The organism is Sorangium sp. So ce204, from assembly GCF_051526795.1.
GTDB classification, from domain to species: Bacteria; Myxococcota_A; Polyangia; order Polyangiales; family Polyangiaceae; genus Sorangium; species Sorangium cellulosum_B.
The window spans coordinates 89,594-114,470 of record NZ_CP150317.1 but is presented as its reverse complement, the minus strand read 5'-3'; the positions used below and the strand labels follow the sequence as shown (position 1 = coordinate 114,470).

Annotated in this window: 20 protein-coding genes; 11 read left to right on the top strand and 9 right to left on the bottom strand. The window is 70.8% G+C overall.

All coding sequences use genetic code 11. From position 1 onward, the window contains the following. Nucleotides 1-47: 47 nt before the first annotated feature. Together WMF22_RS00445 and WMF22_RS00440 are read right to left on the bottom strand one after the other, a co-directional pair. Entirely contained in the window at nucleotides 48-665 is a 618-nt protein-coding gene (locus WMF22_RS00445) for a hypothetical protein (RefSeq protein ID WP_437297142.1), read from the bottom strand. Nucleotides 666-1,083: 418 nt separating this feature from the next. Continuing rightward, nucleotides 1,084-1,611 carry a hypothetical protein gene (locus WMF22_RS00440; RefSeq protein WP_438034474.1) on the bottom strand — a complete coding sequence of 176 codons (528 nt, stop codon included), beginning with the start codon at nucleotides 1,609-1,611 and terminating at the stop codon, nucleotides 1,084-1,086. Between the two features lie 154 nt (nucleotides 1,612-1,765). Here WMF22_RS00440 and WMF22_RS00435 point away from each other — a divergent pair, with 154 nt between their 5' ends. After that, complete coding sequence (locus WMF22_RS00435; protein ID WP_438034473.1) at nucleotides 1,766-2,614, top strand: GNAT family N-acetyltransferase; 849 nt, start codon at nucleotides 1,766-1,768, stop codon at nucleotides 2,612-2,614. A gap of 24 nt (nucleotides 2,615-2,638) precedes the next feature. Here WMF22_RS00435 and WMF22_RS00430 read toward each other — a convergent pair whose 3' ends face one another. Beyond that, a complete protein-coding gene (locus WMF22_RS00430) occupies nucleotides 2,639-2,950 on the bottom strand; it encodes a hypothetical protein (RefSeq protein ID WP_438034472.1) in 312 nt (103 codons plus the stop codon). 602 nt (nucleotides 2,951-3,552) lie between these two features. Between WMF22_RS00430 and WMF22_RS00425 the strand changes: the two genes are divergently transcribed. Together WMF22_RS00425 and WMF22_RS00420 are read left to right on the top strand one after the other, a co-directional pair. Then, nucleotides 3,553-4,554, top strand: a complete 1,002-nt coding sequence (locus tag WMF22_RS00425; RefSeq protein WP_438034471.1) for an N-acetylornithine carbamoyltransferase — start codon at nucleotides 3,553-3,555, stop codon at nucleotides 4,552-4,554. Nucleotides 4,555-4,559: 5 nt separating this feature from the next. Further along, nucleotides 4,560-5,894: an acetylglutamate kinase gene (locus tag WMF22_RS00420; RefSeq protein ID WP_437297137.1), complete on the top strand. Its 1,335-nt coding sequence runs from the start codon at nucleotides 4,560-4,562 to the stop codon at nucleotides 5,892-5,894. 45 nt (nucleotides 5,895-5,939) lie between these two features. Here WMF22_RS00420 and WMF22_RS00415 read toward each other — a convergent pair whose 3' ends face one another. Both WMF22_RS00415 and WMF22_RS00410 read right to left on the bottom strand, forming a co-directional pair. After that, nucleotides 5,940-6,731 carry a GNAT family N-acetyltransferase gene (locus tag WMF22_RS00415; protein ID WP_437297136.1) on the bottom strand — a complete coding sequence of 264 codons (792 nt, stop codon included), beginning with the start codon at nucleotides 6,729-6,731 and terminating at the stop codon, nucleotides 5,940-5,942. Nucleotides 6,732-6,837: 106 nt separating this feature from the next. After that, nucleotides 6,838-7,449: a superoxide dismutase gene (locus WMF22_RS00410; protein WP_012232705.1), complete on the bottom strand. Its 612-nt coding sequence runs from the start codon at nucleotides 7,447-7,449 to the stop codon at nucleotides 6,838-6,840. A gap of 347 nt (nucleotides 7,450-7,796) precedes the next feature. Between WMF22_RS00410 and WMF22_RS00405 the strand changes: the two genes are divergently transcribed. The 3 genes from WMF22_RS00405 to WMF22_RS00395 all read left to right on the top strand — a co-directional run bounded on the left by WMF22_RS00405 (nucleotide 7,797) and on the right by WMF22_RS00395 (nucleotide 14,947). Then, nucleotides 7,797-9,623 carry an OmpA family protein gene (locus tag WMF22_RS00405; RefSeq protein WP_438034470.1) on the top strand — a complete coding sequence of 609 codons (1,827 nt, stop codon included), beginning with the start codon at nucleotides 7,797-7,799 and terminating at the stop codon, nucleotides 9,621-9,623. Between the two features lie 13 nt (nucleotides 9,624-9,636). Beyond that, nucleotides 9,637-13,890 (top strand): hypothetical protein, encoded by a 4,254-nt coding sequence (locus WMF22_RS00400; protein WP_438034469.1) that lies wholly within the window; start codon nucleotides 9,637-9,639, stop codon nucleotides 13,888-13,890. A 190-nt stretch (nucleotides 13,891-14,080) separates the two neighbouring features. Continuing rightward, nucleotides 14,081-14,947 (top strand): Hsp33 family molecular chaperone HslO, encoded by an 867-nt coding sequence (locus WMF22_RS00395; RefSeq protein ID WP_438034468.1) that lies wholly within the window; start codon nucleotides 14,081-14,083, stop codon nucleotides 14,945-14,947. 46 nt (nucleotides 14,948-14,993) lie between these two features. Here WMF22_RS00395 and WMF22_RS00390 read toward each other — a convergent pair whose 3' ends face one another. Together WMF22_RS00390 and WMF22_RS00385 are read right to left on the bottom strand one after the other, a co-directional pair. Next, on the bottom strand, nucleotides 14,994-15,629 hold the full coding sequence (locus WMF22_RS00390) for a TetR/AcrR family transcriptional regulator (protein WP_437297132.1): 636 nt from the start codon (nucleotides 15,627-15,629) through the stop codon (nucleotides 14,994-14,996). Between the two features lie 68 nt (nucleotides 15,630-15,697). Beyond that, complete coding sequence (locus tag WMF22_RS00385; protein WP_438034467.1) at nucleotides 15,698-17,332, bottom strand: FAD-dependent monooxygenase; 1,635 nt, start codon at nucleotides 17,330-17,332, stop codon at nucleotides 15,698-15,700. Between the two features lie 508 nt (nucleotides 17,333-17,840). Here WMF22_RS00385 and WMF22_RS00380 point away from each other — a divergent pair. Continuing rightward, entirely contained in the window at nucleotides 17,841-18,305 is a 465-nt protein-coding gene (locus WMF22_RS00380) for an SRPBCC family protein (protein ID WP_049876125.1), read from the top strand. Nucleotides 18,306-18,768: 463 nt separating this feature from the next. Here the strand turns inward: WMF22_RS00380 and WMF22_RS00375 are convergent, their stop codons facing one another. Further along, nucleotides 18,769-19,611: a hypothetical protein gene (locus WMF22_RS00375; protein WP_438034466.1), complete on the bottom strand. Its 843-nt coding sequence runs from the start codon at nucleotides 19,609-19,611 to the stop codon at nucleotides 18,769-18,771. Between WMF22_RS00375 and WMF22_RS00370 the strand changes: the two genes are divergently transcribed. Further along, the gene (locus WMF22_RS00370; RefSeq protein WP_437297129.1) at nucleotides 19,610-20,005 is read left to right on the top strand and encodes a cellulose binding domain-containing protein; all 396 of its coding nucleotides are present in this window, start codon (nucleotides 19,610-19,612) and stop codon (nucleotides 20,003-20,005) included. The genes WMF22_RS00375 and WMF22_RS00370 overlap by 2 nt on opposite strands. A gap of 353 nt (nucleotides 20,006-20,358) precedes the next feature. Next, nucleotides 20,359-21,495: a PLP-dependent aminotransferase family protein gene (locus WMF22_RS00365; protein ID WP_438034465.1), complete on the top strand. Its 1,137-nt coding sequence runs from the start codon at nucleotides 20,359-20,361 to the stop codon at nucleotides 21,493-21,495. 184 nt (nucleotides 21,496-21,679) lie between these two features. Here WMF22_RS00365 and WMF22_RS00360 read toward each other — a convergent pair whose 3' ends face one another. Then, nucleotides 21,680-22,420 carry a hypothetical protein gene (locus WMF22_RS00360; protein ID WP_049876124.1) on the bottom strand — a complete coding sequence of 247 codons (741 nt, stop codon included), beginning with the start codon at nucleotides 22,418-22,420 and terminating at the stop codon, nucleotides 21,680-21,682. A 216-nt stretch (nucleotides 22,421-22,636) separates the two neighbouring features. Between WMF22_RS00360 and WMF22_RS00355 the strand changes: the two genes are divergently transcribed. Beyond that, nucleotides 22,637-23,311, top strand: a complete 675-nt coding sequence (locus tag WMF22_RS00355) for a dienelactone hydrolase family protein (RefSeq protein WP_437297127.1) — start codon at nucleotides 22,637-22,639, stop codon at nucleotides 23,309-23,311. Nucleotides 23,312-23,431: 120 nt separating this feature from the next. Further along, entirely contained in the window at nucleotides 23,432-24,787 is a 1,356-nt protein-coding gene (locus tag WMF22_RS00350) for a cyclic nucleotide-binding domain-containing protein (protein WP_437297126.1), read from the top strand. Nucleotides 24,788-24,877: the final 90 nt, after the last annotated feature.

The following is a 24,877-nucleotide window of genomic DNA, read 5'->3' as shown; positions in this document are numbered from 1 at the left end:
GCTCAGGGTGTGAGGGGCGCCAGCGCCAAGCGCCTGCGATAGGCGGCTCAGTTCGGCTCCCACACCGTACGGATCCTGAACTTCCGCGTCGGGAAGGCGCTGCCATTGCCGGTTCGGGCGGTGGCGACGACGCGGTAGCTGTGGGTGGCCACAAAGGGCGTATAGAACTTGAGTCCATGGCTGAGACCGACGTTGCAGCCGCTGCCGGCGACGTACTGGCCGCGTCTCTGCGCCATCTCCACGGGGACCATCACCCCGTCATCCTCGTGGTACAGGGTAGCAGCCATGTACAGATCGCGGCACGCCTCCGGGTCCGTCGGCAGGGTGTCCGCCCAATCCACGTACGTATTCAGCTCGTGGTTGGGACCGGGCGCCGCAGGGAAACCGGCCTCGTAGCCGACGACGTCGACCGCCTGGCTCTTGTAGCAGCCCGTCGTGGTGTACGTCTGCGGCGAGTAGTAGTTGTATCCACCGATATAGGTCGTCACCGGAGCGACGGTGGCGCACGTCGCCTCGCTGTACGCCTGCTCCACCTCGGCGACGTCCTCGTCGCCCGGATCGACCCCGTCGACCTGATCGTCCTGCATCTCCACGGCGCAACCCGTGGCGGCCATCGCGACCATCGAAGCGAATAGACACCCCACCGCGGCATAAGTTCGGCTCATCGTGCCACTCTCCATGTGTAAAGCGTATGAGTACGGCGTCTCGACATTCATCGGGGGGACCGCGGAGCTCATGCTGCGCTGGTTCACCCAGCCAGAGGAGTGGAGGCGAATCGCCTCTTCAGCAGCGCATTCCCTCGCCCGGCTCATCGTCGCCGCAGGGGCGCTTCGCAACAGAGATGCCAGCCCGGCCCCCTCTGCTTCAACGTCGTCACCGAGCCCCCGAGCCCGGACCGGCGCAGCTCCTCGACACGAGAAATCCAGCCCGATGCGAGCTCCTCGCGTCGCGCCAGAAGCCGGAGCGCTGCCCGCGCGAGCAGCTGCAACGTCGTGACATGTCACGCCACGGACCGTGACATGTCACGCCACGGACCGTGACATGTCACGCAGCGGGTCGTGGGCGCCGGGGTCCGGCGGGCGCTCACCGCCGGCCGGGGGTCCGCACGAACCGCTCGTCGTCCACGGCGGTGGGGAAATCCTCGGCGTCGACGTGCTTGTACAGGCCGCCGTCGCGGATCTCGTAGCGCATGTACACGACGGGCTCCTCGATGGGCTCCTCGACTCCATCCTGCAGGATGCGGGTGTACTCGAGCGCGATGTGGCCACGCTCGGTGTCGTACGAGGTGACGCGCGCGTAGAGGTCACGCGGAGCGCCCATGTACGGAAAGCGGAGGTGGAAGCTCGTCGCGCTCAGCTCGAGGAGCGAGCCGTCGTCCTCGCTGACCCACGTGCCCACGAAGGGCAGGCGCTGTGTCTCGTCCCTCCGGGACTCCGGCTCATCCGCCGCCAGCCTGGGCTCGGGCGCGCCAGGGCGCGCGGGCGGAAGCACGAGCTCGACCGGGGCGGCGGCCCCAGACGACAGCCGAGCTGGCGAGGGACCGCAGCCGATGGTGTAGAGCGTCGCGAGCGCGAGGGCGGCGCAGGTCGCGCACAAGCCACGTCGGTGCATAGGACGAGTCTACACCCGAGCGGCGGAAGTCGGCCCCCCTCGACGCGCGATGTCCGGCGGGCGCCGGCGACGCTCGGCGCCAGCACGGAAAAGCCTCTCCGAGGGGCCCGGCGTTCCTCGCACCGGCGCGCATCCCGTGACACAATCGCGGCCCGTGAGCGCTCTCCTCGCCGTCATCGAGCGGTTTTACGATGCCGTCCCTCGCTGGCGCGCTGACGCAGAGGATCACGGACCGCTGACGCTCTTCGTTCGCCGCGGCGACGGCTGGCCCTACTATGCCCGCCCCGCCCTCGGCCATCCCGGCCCCGTATCGGTCGAGGACGTGGCCGCGGTGCGCGCGCGCCAGCGGCAGCTCTCGATCCCGGAAGCGTTCGAGTGGGTGCTGGAGACCACCCCTGGGCTCGACGCCACGGCCGAGGCGGCCGGCCTGCACGTCCGGCGCTGCCCGCTGCTCGTGCTCTGCGGCGAGCCCCACCAGACGCCTTTGCCAGAGGACGTCTCGCTCTCGATCCTCACCGCCCAGGACCCGGATCTCGCCGCCGTGCAGGCCGTCGCGCACGTCGCCTTCGGCGCGCTCGACACCGCGGTCGGTTCTGCGGGACCGGCCGAGCGGGAGGCCGCCGCGGCCGTGCTCCCGGCGGGACAGGCGGCCGCATGGCACGCGTCGCTGATCGAGGGGACGCTCGTGCACGCGGCCGCTCGGGGCCGCGAGGGAGCGCTCGCTGGTCCGCTCTGCATCGGCAGCTACCAGCACGTGCGGGACGTCGCCGAGATCGTCGGCGTGGGGACGCTGCCGGCCGCCCGGCGGCGCGGCCTCGCCGCCGCGGTCACCGCGGTCCTGGCCCGCCACGCCCTGGACGCCGGCAGCCGCACCGTGTTCCTGTCCGCGCAGAACGACCACGTCGCGCGCGTCTATGAGCGGGTCGGGTTCCGGCGCGTCGCCACCGCCTGCGTCGCCGAACCGCCCGCGCGAGCCGAGAGCGGCAACGTCCTCGAGACGTGACGCAGCGCCGTACCGCGGCGCCGGTCAGGCAGGGCCGGCGTGGTAGTCCGGCCCCTCTTCTCCAGGCAGGATCTCTGTGTGGACGACCGACGCGTCCCGCAGATGCGCCACCGCCCCGAGCTCGGCATCGCGGCGATACGCCGAGAAGGCGTGTTCGTCCGGAAAGGTGACGATGTGAATCTCCTTGAAGGTGAGCCCAGCGCCGTCGGGCGCGGTCACCACGGTCCGCTCGATCGCGCCGCCGTACCGCGCCATCACGGCCGCCGCCCTCCTCTCGTACGCGCGGAACGCGTCGAGCGCCTCGCACCGCACCGTGAGGATCACGACCAGCGTCACGGGAACACCCGCTCCTTCACGCCACCGCAAAGCACAAAAAAAAGAGCGCCCATTCGACGGTGGGGGGGAGACCGTCACGGGCGCTCTGCCCTACCTGATTAGCAGGATGCGGGCCAAGGCATGTCCCCTCACCTTCCGCGCGTTTTCCCTAGGGGATCGACGTACTTCTTTCGTTCCTGAAACCAGCGACTTCAATCGTGATATCCCCGACGCTGCCGGAGCCCCCTCCAGGCGTGGTGCGGCCGGCCGACGTCGGACGCGTGAGGCACGAACGACGCAACGAACGATGCAACGAACGACGCCGACGAGCGCCGAAGCGCGCTCGCGACACACACGCATCATGGGTCCGCGCAACAACTGACATCGCGGCCCGCCCGTGTCGTCGGGCACCGCAGAGGAGAGCGCACCATCGCGGGCTGGCCGCGGAGCGCATCAGCCCGCCGCTGGACGACGCGTCGCGCAGCGATCCCGGCCCGCCGGGGGCGAGGGGCCGCCGCTTGAATCGCCCGCGCGCGGCGCGCCCATGAGCGGCGTTGACATCACGGCCAGGCTTGCTCCAATGCGAACGCCCGCTCCGCGCCGTTCAAACGAGGAGGCATCCGATGCGGCACTTCCTGACCACGATGGACTACACCCGCGCAGAGATCGAGGGCCTCCTCGAGCGCGCGCAGCGCTTCAAGCGGCGGCCGATCGAGCCGCGCCTCAAGGATCGCACCATCGCGCTCGTCTTCTTCAACCCATCGCTGAGGACGCGCACCTCCTTCGACGTCGGCATCCGCGAGCTCGGCGGCCACGCCGTCGTGCTCGAGCCTGGCCGGAGCGCCTGGCCCATCGAGTTCGAGGAAGGCATCGCGATGGATGGCGAGCCGGAGGAGCACATCCAGGAGGTCGCCCGCGTGCTCTCCCGCTACGCCGACCTCATCGGCGTGCGCGCGTTCCCCAAGTTCCAGCGCTGGGAGGACGATCGCCAGGACAAGGTGCTCCAGGGCTTCGCCCGCCACGCCACCGTGCCGGTCGTCAACCTGGAGACCATCACCCACCCCTGCCAGGAGCTCGCGCTCGCGCTCGCCATGAAGGAGCGCCTCGGCCGCCTCGACGGCAAGAAGTTCGTCCTCACCTGGACGTATCACCCGCGCCCGCTCAACACCGCGGTCGCCAACTCGGCCGTCCTCATCGCGTCCAAGCTCGGCATGGACGTCACCCTTCTCTGCCCCAGCGAGGAGTACCACCTCGACGCGCGCTACCTCGACGCAGCCAGGAAGAGCGCCGAAGGCAACGGGCAGAAGCTCTCGATCACCTACGACATCAAGTCCGCCTACGAGGGCGCCCACGTCGTGTACGCGAAGAGCTGGGGCGCGATTCCCTACTTCGGCCGCTGGGAGCAGGAGAAGCCCATCCGCGACAGGAACAAGCACTTCATCGTCGATGAGCAGAAGATGTCGCTCACCGCGGGGGGGCTCTTCTCCCACTGCCTGCCGGTCCGGCGCAACGTGAAGGTCACGGACGCGGTGATCGACTCGCCTGCATCGATGGTCATCGACGAGGCAGAGAATCGGCTGCATGTCCAGAAGGCCGTGATGGACGTGCTGGCCAACGGGTGGTGACAACGATGGGCTCGACGCAAGACGTCATCGTCCGCCTGCTCAGGAACCTCGGCAGCCGCAAGGAGGTCGAGCAGTACCTGAAGCAGTACGCGGCCGTCGATCAGCAGAAGTTTGCGATCATCAAGGTCGGCGGCGCCATCCTCGACGAGGACCTCGAGGCGCTCGCGACCTCGCTCGTGTTCCTCAACCAGGTCGGGCTGTACCCCGTCGTCATCCATGGCGCGGGGCCGCAGCTCGATCGGGCGCTCGCCCAGGCGGGCATCCCGACGGAGCGGGTCAATGGCCTGCGCGTCACGACGCCCCGCATCCTGGAGATCGCCCGCCGCGTCTTCCTCCGCGAGAACCTGCGGCTCGTCGAGGCGCTCGAGGAGATGGGCACGCGCACGCGGCCGATCACGGCGGGCGTCTTCGAGGCGTCGCTGCTCGACGAGCCGCGCCTCGGGCTGGTGGGCAAGGTGGAGCGCGTCCATGTCGACGCGGTGAGGTCCAGCCTCCGCGCCGGGCACCTGCCGATCCTGGCCTGCCTCGGGGAGACGCCGGGCGGGCAGATCCTCAACATCAACGCCGACGTCGCCGCGCGCGAGCTCGCGCTCGCCACGCAGCCGTTCAAGATGATCTTCCTCACGAGCACGGGCGGCCTCCTCGACGAGCACGGGCGCATCATCTCGGCCATCAACCTCGAGGAGGATTTCGCGGGCCTCATGGCCCAGCCCTCGCTGAACGGCGGCATGCGCCTCAAGCTGCAGGAGATCAAGCTCCTGCTCGACGGGCTGCCGGCGACCTCCTCGGTCTCGATCACATCGCCGGATCACCTGGCGAAGGAGCTCTTCACGCACACGGGCTCTGGCACGCTCGTCCGCCGCGGCGAGCGGATCCTCCGGCACGACACGCTGGACGGCATCGACCGCGACCGGCTTCGCGATCTGCTCGAGGCGTGCTTCCTGCGGAAGCTCGACGAGCACTACTTCGACAAGAAGCCTTTCTATCGCATCTACCTGTCCGACTCCTACCGGGCGACGGCGATCCTCACGCTCGACCCGGGCGGGAGGGCCCCGCTCACTCCGTACCTCGACAAGTTCGCGGTGACCTCGGAGGCGCAGGGCGTGGGGATCGGCGGCTCGCTCTGGACGCGGATGAAGAGCGAGAACCCGAAGCTGTTCTGGCGCGCCCGGAACGGCAACGAGATCAACCCCTGGTATTTCCAGCAGGCCGAGGGCAGCTACCGCAACGAGAACTGGACGGTGTTCTGGTACGGCCTGTCGAGCTTCGACGACATCCGCGCCTGCATCGATCACGCGCTGTCCTTGCCGGCGACCCTGCGCCAGCACGGCACGATCTGACCCGCCCTCACCCGCCGTGGCGAGGGCGCCTCGCCGCCCTCGCGCTCACGGCGGGTCGCCGCCGCCGTCGTTCTCCGCCTCGTCGAGCGGATCGATCGCCTCGTCCGTCGCGGGGCCCGGCGGGCGCGACGCCGGCCGCGGGCGCGACGCCGGCGGCGGGGCGCTCGACCTCTTCTCGCCGCCGCGCGCCTTCAGCGTCCGCCGCGGCGCTCGCTTCGGCTTCGCGGGCGCGCCGAGCGCCTCCGGGTTGCGGGGCTTCTTGAGCGCCCGAGGCGGCAGGAGCTCCGCGTCGACAGCGACCTTCTTCGCCATGAAGATCGCGGCGTCGAGCCGGTAGAAGCTGCGCTTCCGGTAGAACTTGAGGGCGCCGTCGTTGTTCTCGGCCACCTCCAGCACGAGGTGGGTGCAGCCGTGGATGCGCGCGAGGTGCTCGAGCTGCTCGAGCATGAAGGCGCCGACGCCGCGGCCCTGGTACTCGGGGTGGACCGCGAGCTCCTCGACGAACAGCGGGCGCATGTCGTGCTTCGTGAAGTAGCGCTCGTTCATCCAGTTATCGGTCCCGGTGATCTCGAACGCGCACTCCGCGTAGCCGACGATCTCCTGACCATGCGCCGCCCGGACCTCGAAGAGGAGCTGCTCGACCCCTTCTTCTTCGTAGACCTCGAGGAACCGCTTCTTCGAGCGAGGCCGCTGGTATTCGACCGTCTCCCGGTTGACGTCGCGGAACACCTTCTTGAGGAATTCCCAGACCCGGTTCAGGTCGCGCCGGTGGATCCGGCGCACGTAGATGAGGCTCTCTTCCCCGGCGGCGCGGGTGCTCGACTCGGCCTTGCTCATCGCCGCGCCCAGTCTACAGGACGAACGCGGCCGGGGCACATGGGGTAAATGGCTCGCGGGGTGGTGGGGCGGCGGGGGCGCGCGCCCCCGCCGTGCAACCAAGGGACTAACCCTGCTGAGCGTGCGGCCCGATCTGCGCGAGGCGCGCGTTGATCACGTCCCAGTTCAGGCCCGAGAGCACGTTGGCCACATAGTCCGCCTTCTTGGTCTGGTAGTCCGCAAAGTACGCGTGCTCCCAGGCGTCGATGGCGACCATGATATGCGTGTTCGCGAACAGACCGACATCGTGCTCGGTCCGGACGAGGTTATTGAAGAGCTTCTGCTCCTGGTAGTCGTACACGAGCACCGTCCAGCCGTGCGCGCTCAGGAGCGACGCCTTCGCGTCGGCCAGCCAGGCGTCGAAGCTGCCGAACGACGCCTCGATGAGCTTCTTCGACTGGGCGCTCGGCTGCGTCGAGCCGTTGCCGATGTTCTCGAAGTACAGCTCGTGGAGCACCGTGCCGTTGAAGGCGACCGGCTCGCGACGCTTCAGCTCGCTGTACGCGTTGTACGAGTAGTTCGGCGCGCTGCGGTCGGCCTTGCCAAGCTGCTCCCAGATCTCGTTGAGCTTCTTCACGTAGCCCTGGTACAGCGTGAAGTGCGCCTTGAGCTGCAGGTCGCTCAGGCCCTTGGCGTTGCCGCCGAGGAGGTTGTCGAAACTCTTGGGTTCGCGGGACATGGTGCCTCCTGAACGAGTACCGCAAGCAGTGCGTGCCGCGGGGTCAGGTGGCCGCTCTACCGCCGCCGCTCTCTGGTAGCAACCCTGCCGTGCGACGTGACACACCGCCAACTCACGACGCCATCGGGCCTGACCTTCCACGCAGGAAACTCCGGACGCCGGCTCGAGCCGCGCCGTGATCCCGCGCAGGACGCCACGCCCCCCGCGCGCTGCAGGGCGCCGCGCCCGAGCTGGCCCGATCGGCCGGCGCGCGCCCCAAAAACCTCGTGAAACGTTGAACGCCGCCGCCGTTTCGGTCGATACTCCTCGTGCTTGCTGTTCCTTCGCGCAGGGAGGCGACCTCGTTCATGCCGGCTCGTACACAGGGGACCCATCCGACGGCCGCGCTCGCGGCGGCGCTGTGCCTGCTCGGCGCAGCGGCGCGCGCCGAGGCGCAGGAACCCGCGAGACCCGAAGGCTTCGCGCTCGACAGGTTCCAGCCTGCACCCGCCGGCGACAGGATGTTCGGAGTCCAGTCCGCCTACACGGCAGGAAGCGCCGCACCCCACATCATGCTCCTCGGCGATTATGCCCAGGATCCGCTCGTGTTGCGGCGGTTGTCGGGGAACGAGGAGCTCGGCGACGGCAAGGTCGTCGGCAGCCAGCTCCTGCTCCACCTGAGCGCCTCGCTCTCTCTGTGGGAGCGCCTCACCGTGAACATCGATCTGCCCATCGCGCTCCAGTCGGGCGACGGCGGCGCCGCCTCCGGCGCCTTGCTGCCGCCGCCGACCAGCAGCGCCCTCGGGGATCTCCGGCTCGGCGCGCGCGCGACGCTCCTCGGCGGCTACTTCGATCCGTTCCAGCTCGCCCTCGGCGGCTACGTGTGGCTGCCGACCGGCGACCCCAAGGCGTATTCGGGCGACGGCAGCGTGCGCGGCGGTCCGCAGCTCATCCTCGGCGGCCACCTGGATCGCGCGGTGTGGTCGCTCGCCGCGGGGCCGGAGTTCCGGTCCACGAAGCAGTTCGCCAACGTCGAGCAGGGGATGACGGTGCACTGGGGCGCCGGCGTCGGGCTGCTGCTCGACGACGAGCGACGCCTGCAGATCGGCCCCGAGATCACCGGCGCGATCACGGTCACCGACGTCCAGCAGCGCACGACCAACCTGGAAGCCCTGCTCGGCGGGCGCTACCGCTTCGCGGACGACTTCGAGGCCGGGCTCGGCGTGGGCCCCGGCCTCACCCCCGGCGTCGGCACGCCCTCGTTCCGCGCGGTGGCCATGGTCGCCTACTCGCCCGAGGTGAAGCCGCCCGTGAAGGACCAGGACGCCGACGGCATCGCCGACGTGGACGACGCGTGCCCGCACACCGCGGGCGTCCGCAGCCCGGATCGCACGAAGAACGGCTGTCCGCCGCCCAAGGACGCGGACCACGACGGCATCACGGACGACGTCGACGCCTGCCCCGCCGTGACCGGCGTCGCCTCGCCGGACCCGAAGAAGAACGGCTGCCCGCCGCCAGGGGACCGCGACAAGGACGGCATCACGGACGACGTCGACGCCTGCCCGGAGCAGGCCGGCCCGGCGAACGACGACCCGAAGCAGCACGGGTGCCCGCCGCCGCCCGATCGCGATGGGGACACGGTCCCCGACGCGTCGGACGCCTGCCCGGATCTGCCCGGACTCGTCACGACCGACCCGGCCACGAACGGCTGCCCGGGCGACACCGACGGCGACGGCATCCGCGACGACAAGGACGCCTGCCCGAACGAGAAGGGCAAGCCGAACGAAGATCCGACGCAGAACGGGTGCCCTGTCGCGGTCCGGGTGACCGAGACCGAGATCGTCATCCTGCAGCAGGTGCAGTTCGACATCGGCAAGGCGACCATCCGTCCGGTGAGCAACGAGCTGCTCGAGGAGGTCGCCGGCGTGCTCAAGGACCACCCGGAGATCCTCAAGATCGAGGTCCAGGGCCACACGGACGACCGCGGCACGCGCCAGTTCAACACGAAGCTGAGCCAGGCCCGCGCGGAGTCGGTGCTGAAGGCGCTCGTCGAGCGCGGCGTCGCGGCCCAGCGCCTGCAGGCGAAGGGCTACGGCCCCGACGTCCCGATCGCGGAGAACAAGACCGAGGCGGGTCGCCAGAAGAACCGGCGCGTCCAGTTCAACATCATCGAGAAGGAAAAGAAGCAGCCCTAGGCTGGAGGCGTCGATGACAAAGCGATTGGCATTCACGGGGCTCACCGGCGCCGCGCTGCTCGGGGCGCTCTCTGGGACCGCGAGCGCGGCTCCAGTCCTGCGGGTCCAGGTGGCGCAGCGGGGTGATTTCGTCCTCATCGGCAACACGCTCGCGCACGATTGCGCGCAGTCCACGCTCGCGCCGCTTTTGGGCACGGTCGGGACGTGCGGCACGCCCGAGACGCTGGAGGACTCGGCGCCCGACGTCTACTGGTGGGGCGACAGCCCCCTCGCAGGGCAGGCCGAGGCGAACAACAACGTCGATCCCGCGGCTGCCCGCAGCACCGCGGTCCTCAGCCTCCCCGCGGGCGCGCGGGTGACCCACGCGTACCTCTACTGGACGGTGAGCCGCGACAGCGGCACCTCGGCCGATCTCACCGTGACCCTGGATCGGCGGAGCGGCCCCACTTCTACCGTGACCGGTACGCTCTCGGGCCAGACGGAGATCTTGGGTCTCGCCCACGCCCAGGTCGTCGCCAACGTCACGTCGATCGTGCAGGCGCGCGGCGCGGGGGCGTATCGCCTGAGCGGGATCTCCAACGGGACCGATCTGGACAGCGTGAGCCAGCAGGCCGCGTTCGCCGGCTGGTGGATGGTCGTGCTTTATGAGCTGACGACCGCGCCCGCGCGGAACCTCGCCGTCTTCGACGGGCTGGATCAGGTGATCACCGGCATGCCGGTGCGGTGGAAGGTCTCGGGGTTCGTCGTCCCCCCGGTCGGGGGCCAGGCGAAGGTCGGCGTCATCGGGTACGAGGGAGACAGCTCGACCGGCGACGCGATCGAGTGGAACGGGACCGCGCTGTTCGACGCACAGAACCCGGCGAACAACTTCTTCAACAGCTCCCGCTCGTTCCTCGGCGCGCCGATGTCCTCGGTGGGCGATCTGCCGAGGCTCACCGGCGGGCCGCTGAGCATGAGCGGCATCGACATCGACGTGACGCAGGTGCCGGCCAACCTGCTCAGGGCCGGCGACACGGAGGCCAATGTCGGGGCGGTCGTCAACGGCGCCGACAGCTACCTGTTCGGCGGCCTCATCACGTCGGTGCCGACGCGCCTCCCGGATCTCTCCACGTCGACCAAGTCGGTCCTCGATCTCAACGGCGGCGGCGTCACGCCTGGCGACACGCTCGAATACACGATCCTCGTCGCCAACACCGGGGATGACGACGCCGCGGTGGTCGTGCTGAACGACCCGCTGCCCGCCGGGGTCACCTTCGTGCCGGGCTCGCTGGAGATCGCCTCGGGCCCGAACATGGGCGGCATGACCGACGCGCCCGGCGACGACGAGGGCGAGTACGTCGCCGGATCGAGGACGGTCCGCGTCCGGCTCGGCGACGGCGCCGACGCGGCCCAGGGCGGGTCGCTCGGCGTCAGCGAGACCACGACGGTGCGGTTCCGCGTGACCATCGATCCGGGCACGGGCGGCGAGATCGCGAACCAGGCCATCATCACAGGGCGGAGCCCCGCGGGAGGCGCTGCCCAGGACTACCCGACGGACGGCAACGGCGCGGAGCCGGGCACGCCGCCCACGGAGATCCTCGTCGACAGCGACGGCGACGGGCTGAGCGACGGCGACGAGAACTTCGCCGGCACGGACCCGAACGACGCCGACACGGACGACGACGGCGTGAGCGACGGCGACGAGCAGCTCTGGGACCGCGACACCGACGGCGATGGCCTCATCAACGCGCGGGACGTCGACAGCGACGACGACGGGCTGCTCGACGCGACAGAGATCGGCTTGACGGACTGCGATGGTCCGGGGACGGACGCGCGGGCGGGGCACTGCGCGCCCGACGGCGATGCCGGAGCGACGACGACCGACCCGCTCGACGCGGACACCGACAACGGCGGCGTGCTCGACGGCTCGGAGGACGCCAACCTGAACGGCGTGCTCGACGCGGGCGAGACCGACCCCGCGGCCGGGCACGGCGCCGACGACCAGCGCGCCGACGCCGACAACGACGGGCTCGGCGACGATCTCGAGGAGACGCTCGGCACCGATCCGAACGACGCCGACAGCGACGACGACGGCGTGCGCGACGGCGACGAGCCGAACCCGACGGACGACAACGACGGCGACGGGCTGATCAACCCGCTCGACGTCGACAGCGACAACGACGGCCTCTTCGACGGGACCGAGCTCGGGCTCGGCTGCGACGGCCCGGGCACCGACGCGACGGCGGGCGACTGCGCTGCCGACGGCGACGCGGGCGCCACGAGGACGTCGCCGCTCGAGGCCGACACGGATCGCGGCGGCGCGAGCGACGGCTCCGAGGACGTCAACCTGAACGGCGCGCTCGACGCGGGCGAGACCGACCCCCGTTCCGGTCATGGAGACGACGATCCGCAGAACACGGACACCGACGACGACGGGCTGAGCGATGCTCTCGAGGTCTCGCTCGGCACGGACCCGAACGACGCCGACACCGACGGTGACGGCGTCCGCGACGGGCTCGAGCCGAACCCGGCGGACGACACGGACGGCGACGGGCTCCTCAACGCGCTCGACGTCGACAGCGACAACGACGGCCTCTTCGACGGGACCGAGCTCGGCCTGGACTGCAACGGACCTGGCACCGCGCCGTCGCGGCGCTGCGCCCCGGACGAGGACGCCGGCGCCACGAAGACGTCGCCGCTCGACGCGGACACGGACGGCGGCGGCACGAGCGACGGCTCCGAGGACGCCAACCTGAACGGCGTCGCGGACAACGGCGAGACCGACCCGACCCGCGGGCGCGGCGACGACGACGGCGACAACGACGACGCGGACGAGGACGGGCTGAGCGACGATCTCGAGGAGACGCTGGGCACGGACCCGGACGACGCCGACTCGGACGACGACGGCGTGCAGGACGGGCAGGAGCCGAACCCGGCGGACGACGCGGACGGAGACGGGCTCATCCACCCCCTCGACGTGGACAGCGACGACGACGGGCTCTACGACGGGACCGAGCTCGGCCTCGCCTGCGAGGGCCCCGGCACCGACGCGGACGCCGAGCACTGCACGGCGGACGGGGACAGCGGGGCCACGAAGACGTCGGCGCTGAGCCGTGACAGCGACCGGGGCGGCGCGACCGACGGCTCGGAGGACGCCAACCTGAACGGCGTGCTCGAGGCCGGCGAGACGGACCCGACCGCCGGCCACGGCGACGACGACAGCCAGAACGCCGACGGAGACGCCGACGGGCTGAGCGACGATCTCGAGGTGTTCCTCGGTTCGGATCCGGAAGATCGCGACACCGACAACGACGGCCTGCTCGACGGCGAGGAGCCGAACCCCAGCGACGACGGCGAAGGCGACGGCCAGGCCGACGTCCTGGACGCGGACAGCGACGGCGACGGGCTCTTCGACGGCACGGAGGCGGGGAAGGACTGCGCGGACCCGGACACCGATGCCGTGGCCGAGAGCTGCACGCCCGACGCCGACGGCGGGACCACCACGACGAGCGTGGTGAATCCCGACACCGACCGCGGCGGCCAGAGCGACGGCGAGGAGGACCTGAACCACGACGGCAAGGTCGACGAGGGCGAGACCGATCCGAACGACGCCGGGGACGATCTCGGCGATCGCGACGGCGACGGCCTCTCGAACAGCGAGGAGACGGCGCTCGGCACCGATCCGGACGACGCCGACAGCGACGACGACGGCGTGATCGACGGCGAGGAGGTCGAGCCTGGCGTCGACACGGACGAGGACGGGAAGATCAACGCGCTCGATCCCGACAGCGACGGGGACGGGCTCTTCGATGGGACCGAGCTGGGCAAGGGCTGCTCGCACGAGGACACCGACGCCGACGCGGCCACCTGCGTGCCGGACGGCGACGACGGGGCGACGACGACCTCGCCGACGCAGGCCGACACCGACGGCGGCGGGGCGAGCGACGGCGAGGAGGACACGGACCACGACGGGGTGGTCGACGGGGGCGAGCGCGATCCGAACAACCCCGCGGACGATCAGCCCGCGGAGTGCGAGCAGGACAGCGCTTGCGGCGCCGGGATGGTGTGCGACGAGGCCACGCAGGAGTGCGTCCCGGGTTGCCGCAACCCCGACAACACGATCGGCCCGTGCACCCCACCGCTCCCCGGTGAGGGCGTCGTGGTGGAAGGCGGCGGCTGCGCCTGCACGGTGGGCGCAGAGGGCGACGGCAGCCGCTCGGCGCCGTGGGCCCTGCTCGCGGCCGGCGCCTGCGCCGCCGTGCTGCACCGGCGCCGCCGGCGCAGCTGAGCTCTCCCCCCGGGCGGCGCCCCCCGCGCCGCGCAGGAGGGGGCGCCTGTGCTACAAGTCAGCGGAATGATTATGCTTTTATGCGAGGCGCGCCCGCCTGCGGGGCGCCTCCGCCTGCGACGACCGATGCGCCGCGGGTTGCCATCGGCCGTCCGTGGCCTAACGATGTTTTCCCACGGGAGAGTGCATCTTGCCCCGACCTTCTGATTCCGTCGTCCGCGCCATCACGATGGATGGCGCTTTTCGCGTCATCACGGCGCTGACCACCGAGACCGTGCGGGGGGCCATCGCGGTGCAATCCGCGACCGGCGCGACCGCGCAGCGGCTGGGAGAGCTGATCACCGGCGCCATCCTCGTGCGCGAGGCGATGGCGCCGAACCTGCGGGTCCAGGCGATCGTCAAGGGCGCGGCCGGTCACGGGACCCTGGTGGCCGACTCGCACCCGGACGGCACGAGCCGCGGCCTGGTCAACCTGGGCAAGGGGGCCACGGCGGAGAGCGCGGTGGAGATCGGCGGAGGGTCGCTGCTGCAGGTCATGCGCACGCTGCCGAGCGGCATGCTCCACCAGGGGGTCGTCGAGATCCCGACCGAGGGCGGCATCTCCGCGGGCCTGATGACGTACATGCAGGAATCGGAGCAGGTCGTCTCGATGATCGCGGTGGCGACGCTGATCGGCGAGGACGGCGTCGGCGCTTCCGGCGGCTACCTCGTGCAGCTGCTCCCGGAGGTCGAGCGCGGTCCGCTCATGGTGATGACCGAGCGGCTCAAGGACTTCGAGCGCCTCGACGAGGTGCTGGCGCACGAGGGAGCCTCGGCGGACGTGCTGCTCGGGGAGCTGCTTTACGGCATGCCGTTCTCACGGCTCGAGGACTCTCCGCTCAGCTTCAGCTGTCGCTGCAGCGAGCTCCGGGTGATGGCCACGCTGGCGAGCCTGCCGCGGAGCGACATCGAGGAGATGGTCACGGACGGGAAGGTCCTCGACATCCGCTGCGATTATTGCGGCAAGGATTACCAGCTGTCGCCGTCGCAGCTCCGCTCGCTGCTGACGACGAGCTGAGCCGCCGCGCCTGCGCGGCCGGCGGGCCGCACACCCACGCACGGGGTCACGGGGGCTCGCGAGGCGAGAGGCCGCGGATCACGAAGGCGATGACCCGCTCGATCTCCGCCTCGTCGTCCCACGCCGCATCGGGGGCGATGTACACGCGGTGGACGATGTACCCCACGAACGCCGAGGCGACGCAGCGGATGACGAGGGGCGGCGGCCACCCGACGATCTGCCCTTCGCGCTGGAAGTGCTCGATCAAGGTGATCCCCTTCTCGAGGAGCGGCCCGAAGACCCTGCCGGCGATGCCGAGCCGCAGCTCGGCGTCGAACGGCAGCTCCTGCGCGAGGATGCGCACCAGCTGCGGGTGCGCGCGCACGAAGGCGATGCGCTCGGCGAGGAGCGCCCGCAAGAACGCCTCGAAGGTCGGGTACGTCGCGTCGAAGAGCGGGTCCATGGAGCGCGCCAGCGCGGGCCCGACGAGCCGCTCGACGGCGGGACCGATGACGCCCAGGAGGAGGTCCCGCTTGCTCGGGAAGTACTTGAAGATCGTCGCCTCGGCGACCCCTGCGCGCCGCGCGATCTCCTTGGTCGCGGTGCCGTGGAAGCCCTGCTCGGCGAAGGCGGCCACCGCAGCGTCGACGATCTTCTTCTGCGCCTCGGTCAACGTGTCGTGCGGGCGCGGGCGTCGGCTCATTCGTGTCCTCTCTCCTCGACATCTAGCAGCGCCGCGCGGCGGCTCGGGCGCGCTGCGGGCGGCGCGCCCTAGGCGGCCTCGGCCCTGCGGGTGAAGAGCCGGTCGAGCGCCTGCCGGAGCTGGCGCTCGTCGAGCGGATCGCAGCGCACGCCGACATAGCCGTCCGGCCGGACGAGGACGGCGGCTGCCGCCTCGACGCCGTACGCCGCGTGGGCGCGCCCGCCCGGATCTGCGTACCCTCCGGCCTCGGGCGCGCTGATGATAAGCACCTTGAGATCCGGCCGGCCGAGCTCCGCGGCGAGCCGCCGGACGTGCCCGTGCGCCTCGGCGTTCGCGCGGCCCTGGGGTGGACCGGCGAAGAGCAGCAGCGTGGATTCGACGCCGCGCATCAGCTCGAACAGGTGGACCTGCTGTCCCGCCGCGCCGCGCAGCGAGGCGTCTGGCGCGCGATCTCCGGCGCGGGGCCCGCGCTCCGGCGGGTGCCCGATCTGGATGGACAGCGGGCTCTTCCGGTATCGGATCTTGAGCTGCGAGACGAACCCCAGCATCCGGCGTTGCACGGCAGCGACGCCGATGGCGCGGGTCATCAGGCGCGGCGCGACGACGCGCAGCGCCCGGCCCATGAGACCGTGTCCGGCCATGAGCCCGAAGAGGCGGTCTGTGAAGTCGATCAGCCGGCGCGCGACGGGCAGCCGCTCCATCTCGTAGGTGTCGAGCAGCCACGCTGGCATCCTGCCCTGCTCGACGGCCGCGAGCTTCCACGCCAGGTTGTACGCGTCCTGGATTCCGGTGTTCATCCCCTGCCCGCCGGCCGGGCTGTGGATGTGCGCCGCGTCGCCGGCGAGGAACACGCGCCCCTTGCGCAGCCGCGTGGCGACGCGGTGGTGCAGCCGGTAGCGCGAGAGGACGATCGCCTTCTGTACCCTGAAGGGCGTGGGGATCATCGAGCGCATCACGCCTTCGAACTCCTCGAGCGAGAGCGACGCGCCGCGCGCCGGCGACGCTTCGGGCAGGATAAGGACGATCCGGAACCGGTGGCTTCCGGGCACGGGGAAGGCCGCTGCGAGGCCCCGGCGCGAAGGGCTGATATAGATGTCGCCGTCCGGCAGCGGCCAGTCGATGACGAGGTCGCCGAGCATGCAGTGATCGTCGTAGGTGTCGCCCTCGAAGGCGATGTCTGCGCCCTGGCGGACGGCGCTGCGCGCGCCGTCGCAACCGAGGAGCCACGTCGCGCGCACCACCTCGGTGTTCCCGTCGACCCTGCGGAGAGTGCATGTGACGCCGGCGCTGTCCTGGGTATAGGAAGCGAGCTCGACGCCGCGCTCGACCGTCACGCCCAGCTCCGAGAGGCGCGACTCGAGGACGCGCTCGGTGTCGAACTGCTGGATGACGAAGATGCCCGGAACGGGCGTGGAGAGCTCCGGGAAGTCGAAGATCGGCAAGCGTGCGCGCTGGCCGTTCGAGAGGAGGACGTTGAGCCCTCCGACGCGCGTGGCGCGCGCCATCGCGGCGTCTGCGATCCCCATGCTGGTGAAGATCTCCATGGTCCGCGTCTGCACCACGAGCGCTCGCGAGTGATCCGGCGGGGGCTCCAGTGCCTTGTCCACGATCCGCACTGCGAGCCCGCGCCGAGCAAGCTCTCCGGCCATCGTCAAGCCCGTCGGACCTCCACCGACGACCAGCGCATCCACAGCTTCTGTCATAGGCCGCCTCCGGATTGGTGAGTGAACATTCACTCACCTTATGTGAGGGCCCCCTTCGGTTGGCAAGGCATCAAGGCAAATATGTCTCACATCGGCACACATTCACACAGTCGACCGCACCGAGGTTGAGCTGCCGACCGAGGTTGAGCCACCGACCGACCGAGGTTGAGCTGCCGACCGAGGTTGAGCCACCGACCGACCGAGGTTGAGCTGCCGACCGACCGAGGTTGAGCTGCCGACCGACCGAGGTTGAGCTGCCGACCGAGCGAGGTTGAGCTGCCGACCGAGGTTGAGCTGCCGACCGACCGAGGTTGAGCCGCCGAGGTTGAGCCGCCGACTGGGGACCAACGATCGCACCCTGGTTGAGTTCAGCGACGCGACGCCGCCATATTCAACAGGAACGGATCCTGAAGCCCACCAGCGAACTCCCCGCTCCCCCGCCCTGCCCTCGCTCGGCAGACCGTGCCCGCGTGCTCGCTCGGCGAGGTCTTCGTGCGATGGTCGCCGCATGCAAGAGGTCCACGTCAACGTCTACATCCACGCCCCGGTCGAGCGGGTCTTCGACGCGGTGGCTGACCACGAACGCTTCCTGCGCTCCGGGGACGGCACCCACACGAAGGTTGTCCGGCCAGGGCTCACCGAGCACAACGGCCTCGGCGCCCTCCGCGAGGTGCGCGTCGGGAAGCGGATCCGCTACGTCGAGGAGATCACGGCCTTCGAGCGGCCGTCCTCGTTCGACTACCAGATCGTCGAGAGCACGCAGCCGCTCCGGCACCAGGGCTCGCGTCTCCGCTTCACCCCGCGCGGCGAGGGCACGGAGATCGACTGGACATCGCGCTTCGACATCCCGCTGCCGCTCGTCGGCAAGCCGCTCGGATCGCTCGCCAGGCGCATGTTCATCGCGGCGTTCACCGAGCTGCTGCTCGCTGAAAAGGCGCGGCTCGAGGCCTCGCAGCCCGCGCGCGCCACGTGACCCCCTCGCGCGCTCACCGACAGGCAGCGCCTGGTTTCATGCCCTTCCCCTGGACGTGAGCTACGGCTGGGCGGACCGATCCTCTCGCTGGAGCGCGCCCTGCACAGAGGACAAGGGCGACGCGTTCTGCGGTTCGGCGCTCTCGTTGGGCGACGGGGAGAGACCGGCGCAGTGGTCAACGCGGTTCGTGGCGGGCTCCGCGTTCAACTGGCCCACGCGCCGCCTCCGCGGAAGGACGCGCAGCGCGGCCCCGTCACTTCACCCGACTGACGCCAGGGACGCCACACCGGCGCCGCTGGCGCGGCGTGGCGCGGTGTCCGCAAGACACATGAAACGTCGTCCAGTGTATGGCCAGCATTCATTCGCCCTATCCGAGGGCAATGCATGTAGACGAATACCCTATCAGCTACGACATCGACAGAAAGTTCGCATGGCAAGCCTCTTGCTGATACCAGGCGGTTCTCTATAAGCTGTTGACCTCAACTTCCTTCCGTTCGGCCTTCGGACTTGGTCGAGCGGTCGCAGGGGTGTTCAAGATGCGACCGATGGCAAGGTGTGCGTCGCAGCTCGGCCCGATGACCTCGGGAGCAGCTCGTATCCGGGGTTCCAGGGGGAAGGTATCGACGAGGGCAGGAGCGCCGCCGCAGCTGGGCAGTCGCGGCAATCGGGTCAACCGAGTCAACCGATCGAGCTCCAGGCTGAAGGGAACCACCGCGCTCTGTGCCATCTCGTTCCTGACGCTCGTGGCATGTGCCCAAGGCTCCAGCCTGGACGGCGAGAACACAGGAGCCGGAGGCGGCGCCGCCGCCAGCTCGGGTGGGGCACCTTCGTCCAGCTCAGCCGGCGCTGGCTCCACCGCATCTGCGACGAGCGGCTCGACGAGCTCCGCAACGAGCGGCTCGTCCAGCGCTGCGGGCGATGTCACGAGCGCGACGGTGAGCAGCTCGTCCGGCTCAGGTGGCGCCGATGGTGCCGGCGGCGCTGGGGGTCTGGGCGGCGCTGGCGGGGACGACGCTGCGAGCGCCTCGGCCAGCTCCTCGGCGAGCAGCTCGACCAGCTCCACGACGAGCGCCTCGGCCAGCTCCACGACGAGCGCCTCGGCCAGCTCCACGACGAGCGCCTCGGCCAGCTCCTCGGCGAGCAGCTCGGCCAGCTCCACGACGAGCAGCACGACAGGCACCGGCGGCGGTAGCGCCACGAGCTCCACCACCGCGAGCTCCACCACTGGCGGCGTGACCACACCGGCGCTCGAGCTGCAATATGCTGCGAGGGACACCACCGTCGAGTCCCAGCATCTGTCGTTCATGGTACAGGTCAAGAACACGGACGATGCGAGCATCGCGCTCGGCGATCTGACGATTCGCTACTGGTTCACGGCCGACGTCGCGAAGGTGGATCTCAAGAGCGAGTGCGACTTCTCGTCGATCCCCGGCGGATGCGCCAACGTCACAAGGACGTTCGGCGAGGCATCGGGCACGAAGGCCGATCACTATCTCGAGCTCGGTTTCCTCGCCGCCGCAGGTAGCATCGCCCCGAACGTCACGTCCGGAAATGTGCAGATCCGCATCTACAACGGCGACAACTACGACCGAATGACGCAGACCGACGACTACTCCTTCGGCACCAACACCACCTTCATGCCTTTCGAGCGGGTCACCGTGTACCACGACGGCGAGCTCGCCTGGGGAACAGAGCCTTGACTGGCCACGAGAACGAGCTCCACGTCCTGCGGGAGCAAGCTCCACATCGATAGCCGCCCCGGGCGAACGCGCGCCTCTCCACGCCCTTCGATGCCCTGTGGCGGCCTGACTCGCCGCGCGCGCACGCCACACCCCGCAACATGCCGTTACACGCCCTGGCCCGTCCCAGGTTGCCGCGATGTAACCAATTTTCCATGGAGTTCCGTCCCGCGATGGGACGCGAGCGCTTCCGCTCCATCTGGAGACGGGCAGCCCGGGCGGCACCATCCTTGAATGGCCTCGCTCGGACCCTGAACTCTATGGATGCCACAGCGCGCGCAACGCCTCCTCCCCCGTCGTCTCACACCCGGCCTGTGCAGGCCCCGATCTCGCGTGATGCGCCGCGGAGCGGACCGCGGCTCGGACACGGCCTCGAGCGGTTCGACCCCCTGAAGCGGCGCGCCGCGGACACACCTGGTCTCATCAGCTTCGCGGGCGGGCTGCCCGCCCCGGGCGAGTTCCCGCGCTCGAAGCTCGCGGCCTCGTTCGTTCGCGCTCTTCAGAACCCCAGCCGCCCGGCGCTCCCGTGGTGCTGGCCCGAGGGCGACGAGGACCTCCGCGCCTGGATCGCCGGGCAGCTGCGCCGGCGCGGCGCCCAGGTGGCTCGCGATGACGTCATCGTGACCCGTGGCGCACAGCAGGCCGTGTCCCTCGCCGCGCAGCTGGTCCGCGGATCGCGCGCCAGGATCGGCGTCGACCGCGAGAGCTCCCCCGGCGCGCTCGATCGGTTCCAGGAGCTCGGCGCGACGGTCGTCGACGGCGGCGGCAACGTCGATGCCTATTATCTCATGCCCGCCGTCTCCAATCCGCGTGGACGCACGCTGTCGCGCAGCGATCGAGCCAGGGTCCTCTCGACCCTCCGGCCCATCATCGAGGACGACGCTTACGCGGATCTGTCCTTTGACGGCGCCGCCCCGCGGCCGCTCCTGGCCGAGGCGCCCGATCGCGTGTTCCACGTCGGCACGTTCTCGAAGACGCTCTGCCCCGGCCTCCGCGTCGGCTGGCTCGTGCCCCCGCGCTCGCTCCGCGCCGAGGTCCTCCAGCTGAAGCAATCCGCCGATCAGCAGGCGGCCAGCCTGCCGCAGGCCATCCTGGAAGACTACCTCCGCACGGAGGACTTCGATCAGCGGCTCGTGCGCCTGCGGGAGTTCTACGGTCGCCGCGCCGCCCGCATGGAGCGGGCGCTCCGAAAGCACCTGCCCGGCTGGCGGTTCGACCCGCCCGCCGGCGGCTTCGCGATCTGGGTCGAGCCCGACGCCGAGCCGAACGAGGCCTTCTTCCTGGCCGCCGCCATCGAGCACGGCGTCGCCTTCGACCCGGGCTCGCTGTTCCGGGCTCACGGCGCCGTGAGCCCATTCGCCCTCCGGCTCTGCTTCTCCTCGGTGGCGTGCGACGAGGACCTGGACGAGGGCGTGCGCCGCCTCGCGCGGTGCTGGGCCGAGGTCGCGTAGCCTCGCCGGCGGGCGCCGATTCACGAAAGCGCCCTGCGCGACCTCTCTCCCTCTCTCCTGACTCCCTCTCTCCTTCGACTCCCTCTCTCCTTCACTCCCTCTCTGCTCTCTTCTCCTCCTCTCCGATGACAGCACCGCGGCGGCGGCCTGCGCGCACGCCGCCGACCCCGCGCAGGGCGCGGCCTCACTGCGCCAGCGGCCCGCCTGGCTTGTGCGGGACGGGCGGACGGCGATCGAGCAGCTCCCGCGCCGCGGCCCGGACGACCGCGGGCACGTCCGCCGCCGCCGCGAGCCGCAGGAGCTCGGGCCGCAGGAGGAGGCGCACCATGGGCACCGCGATCTCCTGCGGCGCGCCCGGGTTCTGCACGATCGCCATGCGCACCCGCGCGCGCTGCGGCCACTCGGGGTGCTTCGCGATCTCCGTCAGGACCTCCGCGTTCGCCGGGCGGCGCGCCGCGAGGCGGACGACGTCATCCTCGGTCAAGCGCGGGTTGGCGAGCAGGTTGCGGATGACCAGCGGGTGCGGGTCCCGGAGCAGGGCGTCGAAGGCCGCGCGGGTCGGCCGCCGGGCCAGCGCGCGCCGCTCGCCGAGCGTGAGCGCGCGACCGGCGCTCGACGTGGCGACGAGCCGCTCGTCGGGCGCCGGCGAGGCCGGCTGCGCCTCGGGCCGCCGCGCCTTGCGGCGCAGGAGGCGCGAGAGCGGCAGCAGGGCATGGGAGGACGCGAGCTCGCGGAGCTGCTCGACGCGCTCGGAGAGCGCAGGATCCACGAGGACCGGCACGACGGCGCCCAGCACGTCGCGCGCGAGGGGGTTGGCCTGCTCGGCGTCGCGGCAGAGGTCGTCGAGCGCGCGGGCGACGGAGGGCAGATCGGCGCGCAGCACCTCGCTCCGCAGGAACGCGACCCGCAGCCGGAGCTCCTTCAAGGACGAGACGGCTCGCCTCCATCGTCCCGCCAGCGCATCCACCCCGTCAATCTACATCGCCGGCGTCCCGGCGTGGAGCGCGTGCCAGGCAGTTTGCGCTACGCAACGTGCGCGGGGCGGTTATCCTGCGCCGCGCCATGAGGGGACGGTGGAGCCGATCCCCGATTGCTGACGAGGACGGTGGAGCCGATCCCCGTCTCGAAAGGGAGGAGTCGCATGTCCGAAAAGGTTTCGTTCCCCGCGAAGGACGGGTCCTCGGCGACCGGCGAGATCGTCTGGCCGAAGCAGGGGGACAGGTCGCCTGCCGTCGTCCTGATCCAGGAGTGGTGGGGTGTGAACGACCACATCCGCTCTCTGCTCGACCGGCTCGCCGCCGCCGGGTTCATCGCCCTCGCGCCCGACCTCTACCACGGCAAGACCACGAAGGACGCCACCGAGGCCAGCCGGCTGATGACCGAGCTCGACAAGCCGCGCGCCCTCGAGGAGATCGCCGCCGCCGCCCGCTTCCTGTCGGCCCACGAGCGGTCGACCGGCAAGGTCGGCGTCATCGGGTTCTGCATGGGCGGCGCGCTGAGCTTCGCCGCCGCCGCGATGATCCCCGAGCTCGCGGCCGCGGTGCCCTTCTACGGCGTCCCGAGCCCCGCGCCCGATTACACGCGCGTCAAGGCGCCGATCCTCGCCCACTTCGCCGCGCGCGACGGCTGGGCGACGCCGGCCGCCGCCGAGGCGATCCAGAAGGAGCTCGCCGCCCGCGGCCAATCCATGGAGCTCCACGTCTATGACGCCGACCACGCGTTCGCGAACGACACGCGCCCCGAGGTCTACGCCCCCGAGGCCGCGAAGCTCGCGTGGGAGCGGAGCATCGCGTTCCTGAAGCAGCACCTCGCCTGAGCACGACGCATTGGTCCTCCCCGGGGGATCCGCGGGGCGCGCGGGGCGCGCGGGACGCGCGGGACGTCAACCAGGCGCGTTCTTTGCCACCGCGCAATGAACCCTGATATACACGCAACCATGGCCCTCCCCCCGGTACTCCCGGGCTCGATCCAGCAGGCGGAGTCGCCGATCGACCGCGCGCTCTCGCTGGCGCTCGCGGGAGAGCGGGACGCCGCGCTGCGCTGGGCCGCTGCGCTGGTCCGGCACGACCCGACGATGCCGTCGGCGCTCTGCCTCTGCGGGCGCCTCCTCGGCGAGCTGAACCGGCACGAGGCCGCGCGCGAGGCGTGCTCCACCGCGATCGCCCGCGCGATCGACCTCGAGAACCTGCCGCTCGCCGTGGCGGCCGCGCGCGAGAGCGAGCGCTTCGGCGGCGATCCCGGGCCCGGGCTCGACCTGATCGCCGAGGCCTTCTGCCGGGACTCGCCGCGGCTCGGCGAGGGCGCGCCGCCGCCGCCGCCCCTGCCGGCCGCCGAGGCGTTCCAGCCGCTCGCCTCCGTGCTCACCGGCGCGCTCCTGCTCAACAAGGCGACGGAGATCATCCACGACGCCACGCGCAGGCTGGCCGCCCAGGCCGATCACCCCGGGATCGCGCCCCAGCCGGTCTTCTCGTCCGTCGGGCGCGACGCGCTCCGCGCCCTGTGCGCCGCCTTCACGCCCGTCTGGGTGGCGGCGGGGACGACCGTGATCGAGCAGGGCGCTGCGCGCAGCGAGGCCTACTTCGTCGCGCGCGGGGAGCTCGAGGCGCGGCGCCGGCGCGGGGACGAGGAGATCCTCCTCGCCCGGCTCGCGAACGGCGCCATGTTCGGCGAGATGGCGCTGCTCTCCCGGGCCCCGCGCACCGGGAGCGTCATCGCCACGCGGCCCTCCATCGTGCTCGAGGTGAAGCGCGACGCGATCGACGACATCGCGCAGCGCGAGCCCGAGGTGAGCCTGGAGCTCGCGGCCTACTGCCGGGACCGCATGGTGGAGAACCTCGTCCGGATGAGCGACGTGCTCCGCGTCGTGCCCGAGGCCGACAGGCCCGCGCTCGTGAAGCGGTTCCGCACGCGCACCTTCGAGAAGAACGAGCGGCTGCTCGTCCAGGATGAGCGGCCCCCCGGCCTGTTCCTCATCGCCTCCGGAGAGGTCGCCGTCGTCCGGCGCGACGCGGCGGACGACGCCCGCGTCGAGCCGCTCGTGCTCTCGACGCTCGGCCCCGGCGACGTCGCCGGCGAGATCGCGATGGTCCTCCGCCGCGCGACGAACGCCGATGTGATCGCCGTTCACCCCACCGTGACGCTGTACCTACCGGCCACCGAGTTCATGGGTCTGGTCGAGGATCACCCGGCCGTGCTGGCGCAACTCTACAAGCTCGCCGTCCTGCGCGACGAGGAGACCACGAGCATCATGGCCGAGGAGGTCTCCGTGGCCGAGGACTTCGTGTTGATCTAGGGTACCGGACCGATCGAAAAATTGACGAAACGAACCGCGGATGCGCGGAGGTTTTGTTGTTGTCGCTTCTGTGTCTCTGTGGTTCAAACT

Coding starts and splice junctions, on each gene's coding strand:
- WMF22_RS00445 (WP_437297142.1), bottom strand. CDS start 665: ATGAGCCGAACTTATGCCGCGGTGGGGTGTCTATTCGCTTCGATGGTC.
- WMF22_RS00440 (WP_438034474.1), bottom strand. CDS start 1,611: ATGCACCGACGTGGCTTGTGCGCGACCTGCGCCGCCCTCGCGCTCGCG.
- WMF22_RS00425 (WP_438034471.1), top strand. CDS start 3,553: ATGCGGCACTTCCTGACCACGATGGACTACACCCGCGCAGAGATCGAG.
- WMF22_RS00420 (WP_437297137.1), top strand. CDS start 4,560: ATGGGCTCGACGCAAGACGTCATCGTCCGCCTGCTCAGGAACCTCGGC.
- WMF22_RS00415 (WP_437297136.1), bottom strand. CDS start 6,731: ATGAGCAAGGCCGAGTCGAGCACCCGCGCCGCCGGGGAAGAGAGCCTC.
- WMF22_RS00410 (WP_012232705.1), bottom strand. CDS start 7,449: ATGTCCCGCGAACCCAAGAGTTTCGACAACCTCCTCGGCGGCAACGCC.
- WMF22_RS00405 (WP_438034470.1), top strand. CDS start 7,797: ATGCCGGCTCGTACACAGGGGACCCATCCGACGGCCGCGCTCGCGGCG.
- WMF22_RS00400 (WP_438034469.1), top strand. CDS start 9,637: ATGACAAAGCGATTGGCATTCACGGGGCTCACCGGCGCCGCGCTGCTC.
- WMF22_RS00390 (WP_437297132.1), bottom strand. CDS start 15,629: ATGAGCCGACGCCCGCGCCCGCACGACACGTTGACCGAGGCGCAGAAG.
- WMF22_RS00385 (WP_438034467.1), bottom strand. CDS start 17,332: ATGACAGAAGCTGTGGATGCGCTGGTCGTCGGTGGAGGTCCGACGGGC.
- WMF22_RS00380 (WP_049876125.1), top strand. CDS start 17,841: ATGCAAGAGGTCCACGTCAACGTCTACATCCACGCCCCGGTCGAGCGG.
- WMF22_RS00370 (WP_437297129.1), top strand. CDS start 19,610: ATGGTACAGGTCAAGAACACGGACGATGCGAGCATCGCGCTCGGCGAT.
- WMF22_RS00375 (WP_438034466.1), bottom strand. CDS start 19,611: ATGAACGACAGATGCTGGGACTCGACGGTGGTGTCCCTCGCAGCATAT.
- WMF22_RS00355 (WP_437297127.1), top strand. CDS start 22,637: ATGTCCGAAAAGGTTTCGTTCCCCGCGAAGGACGGGTCCTCGGCGACC.
- WMF22_RS00350 (WP_437297126.1), top strand. CDS start 23,432: ATGGCCCTCCCCCCGGTACTCCCGGGCTCGATCCAGCAGGCGGAGTCG.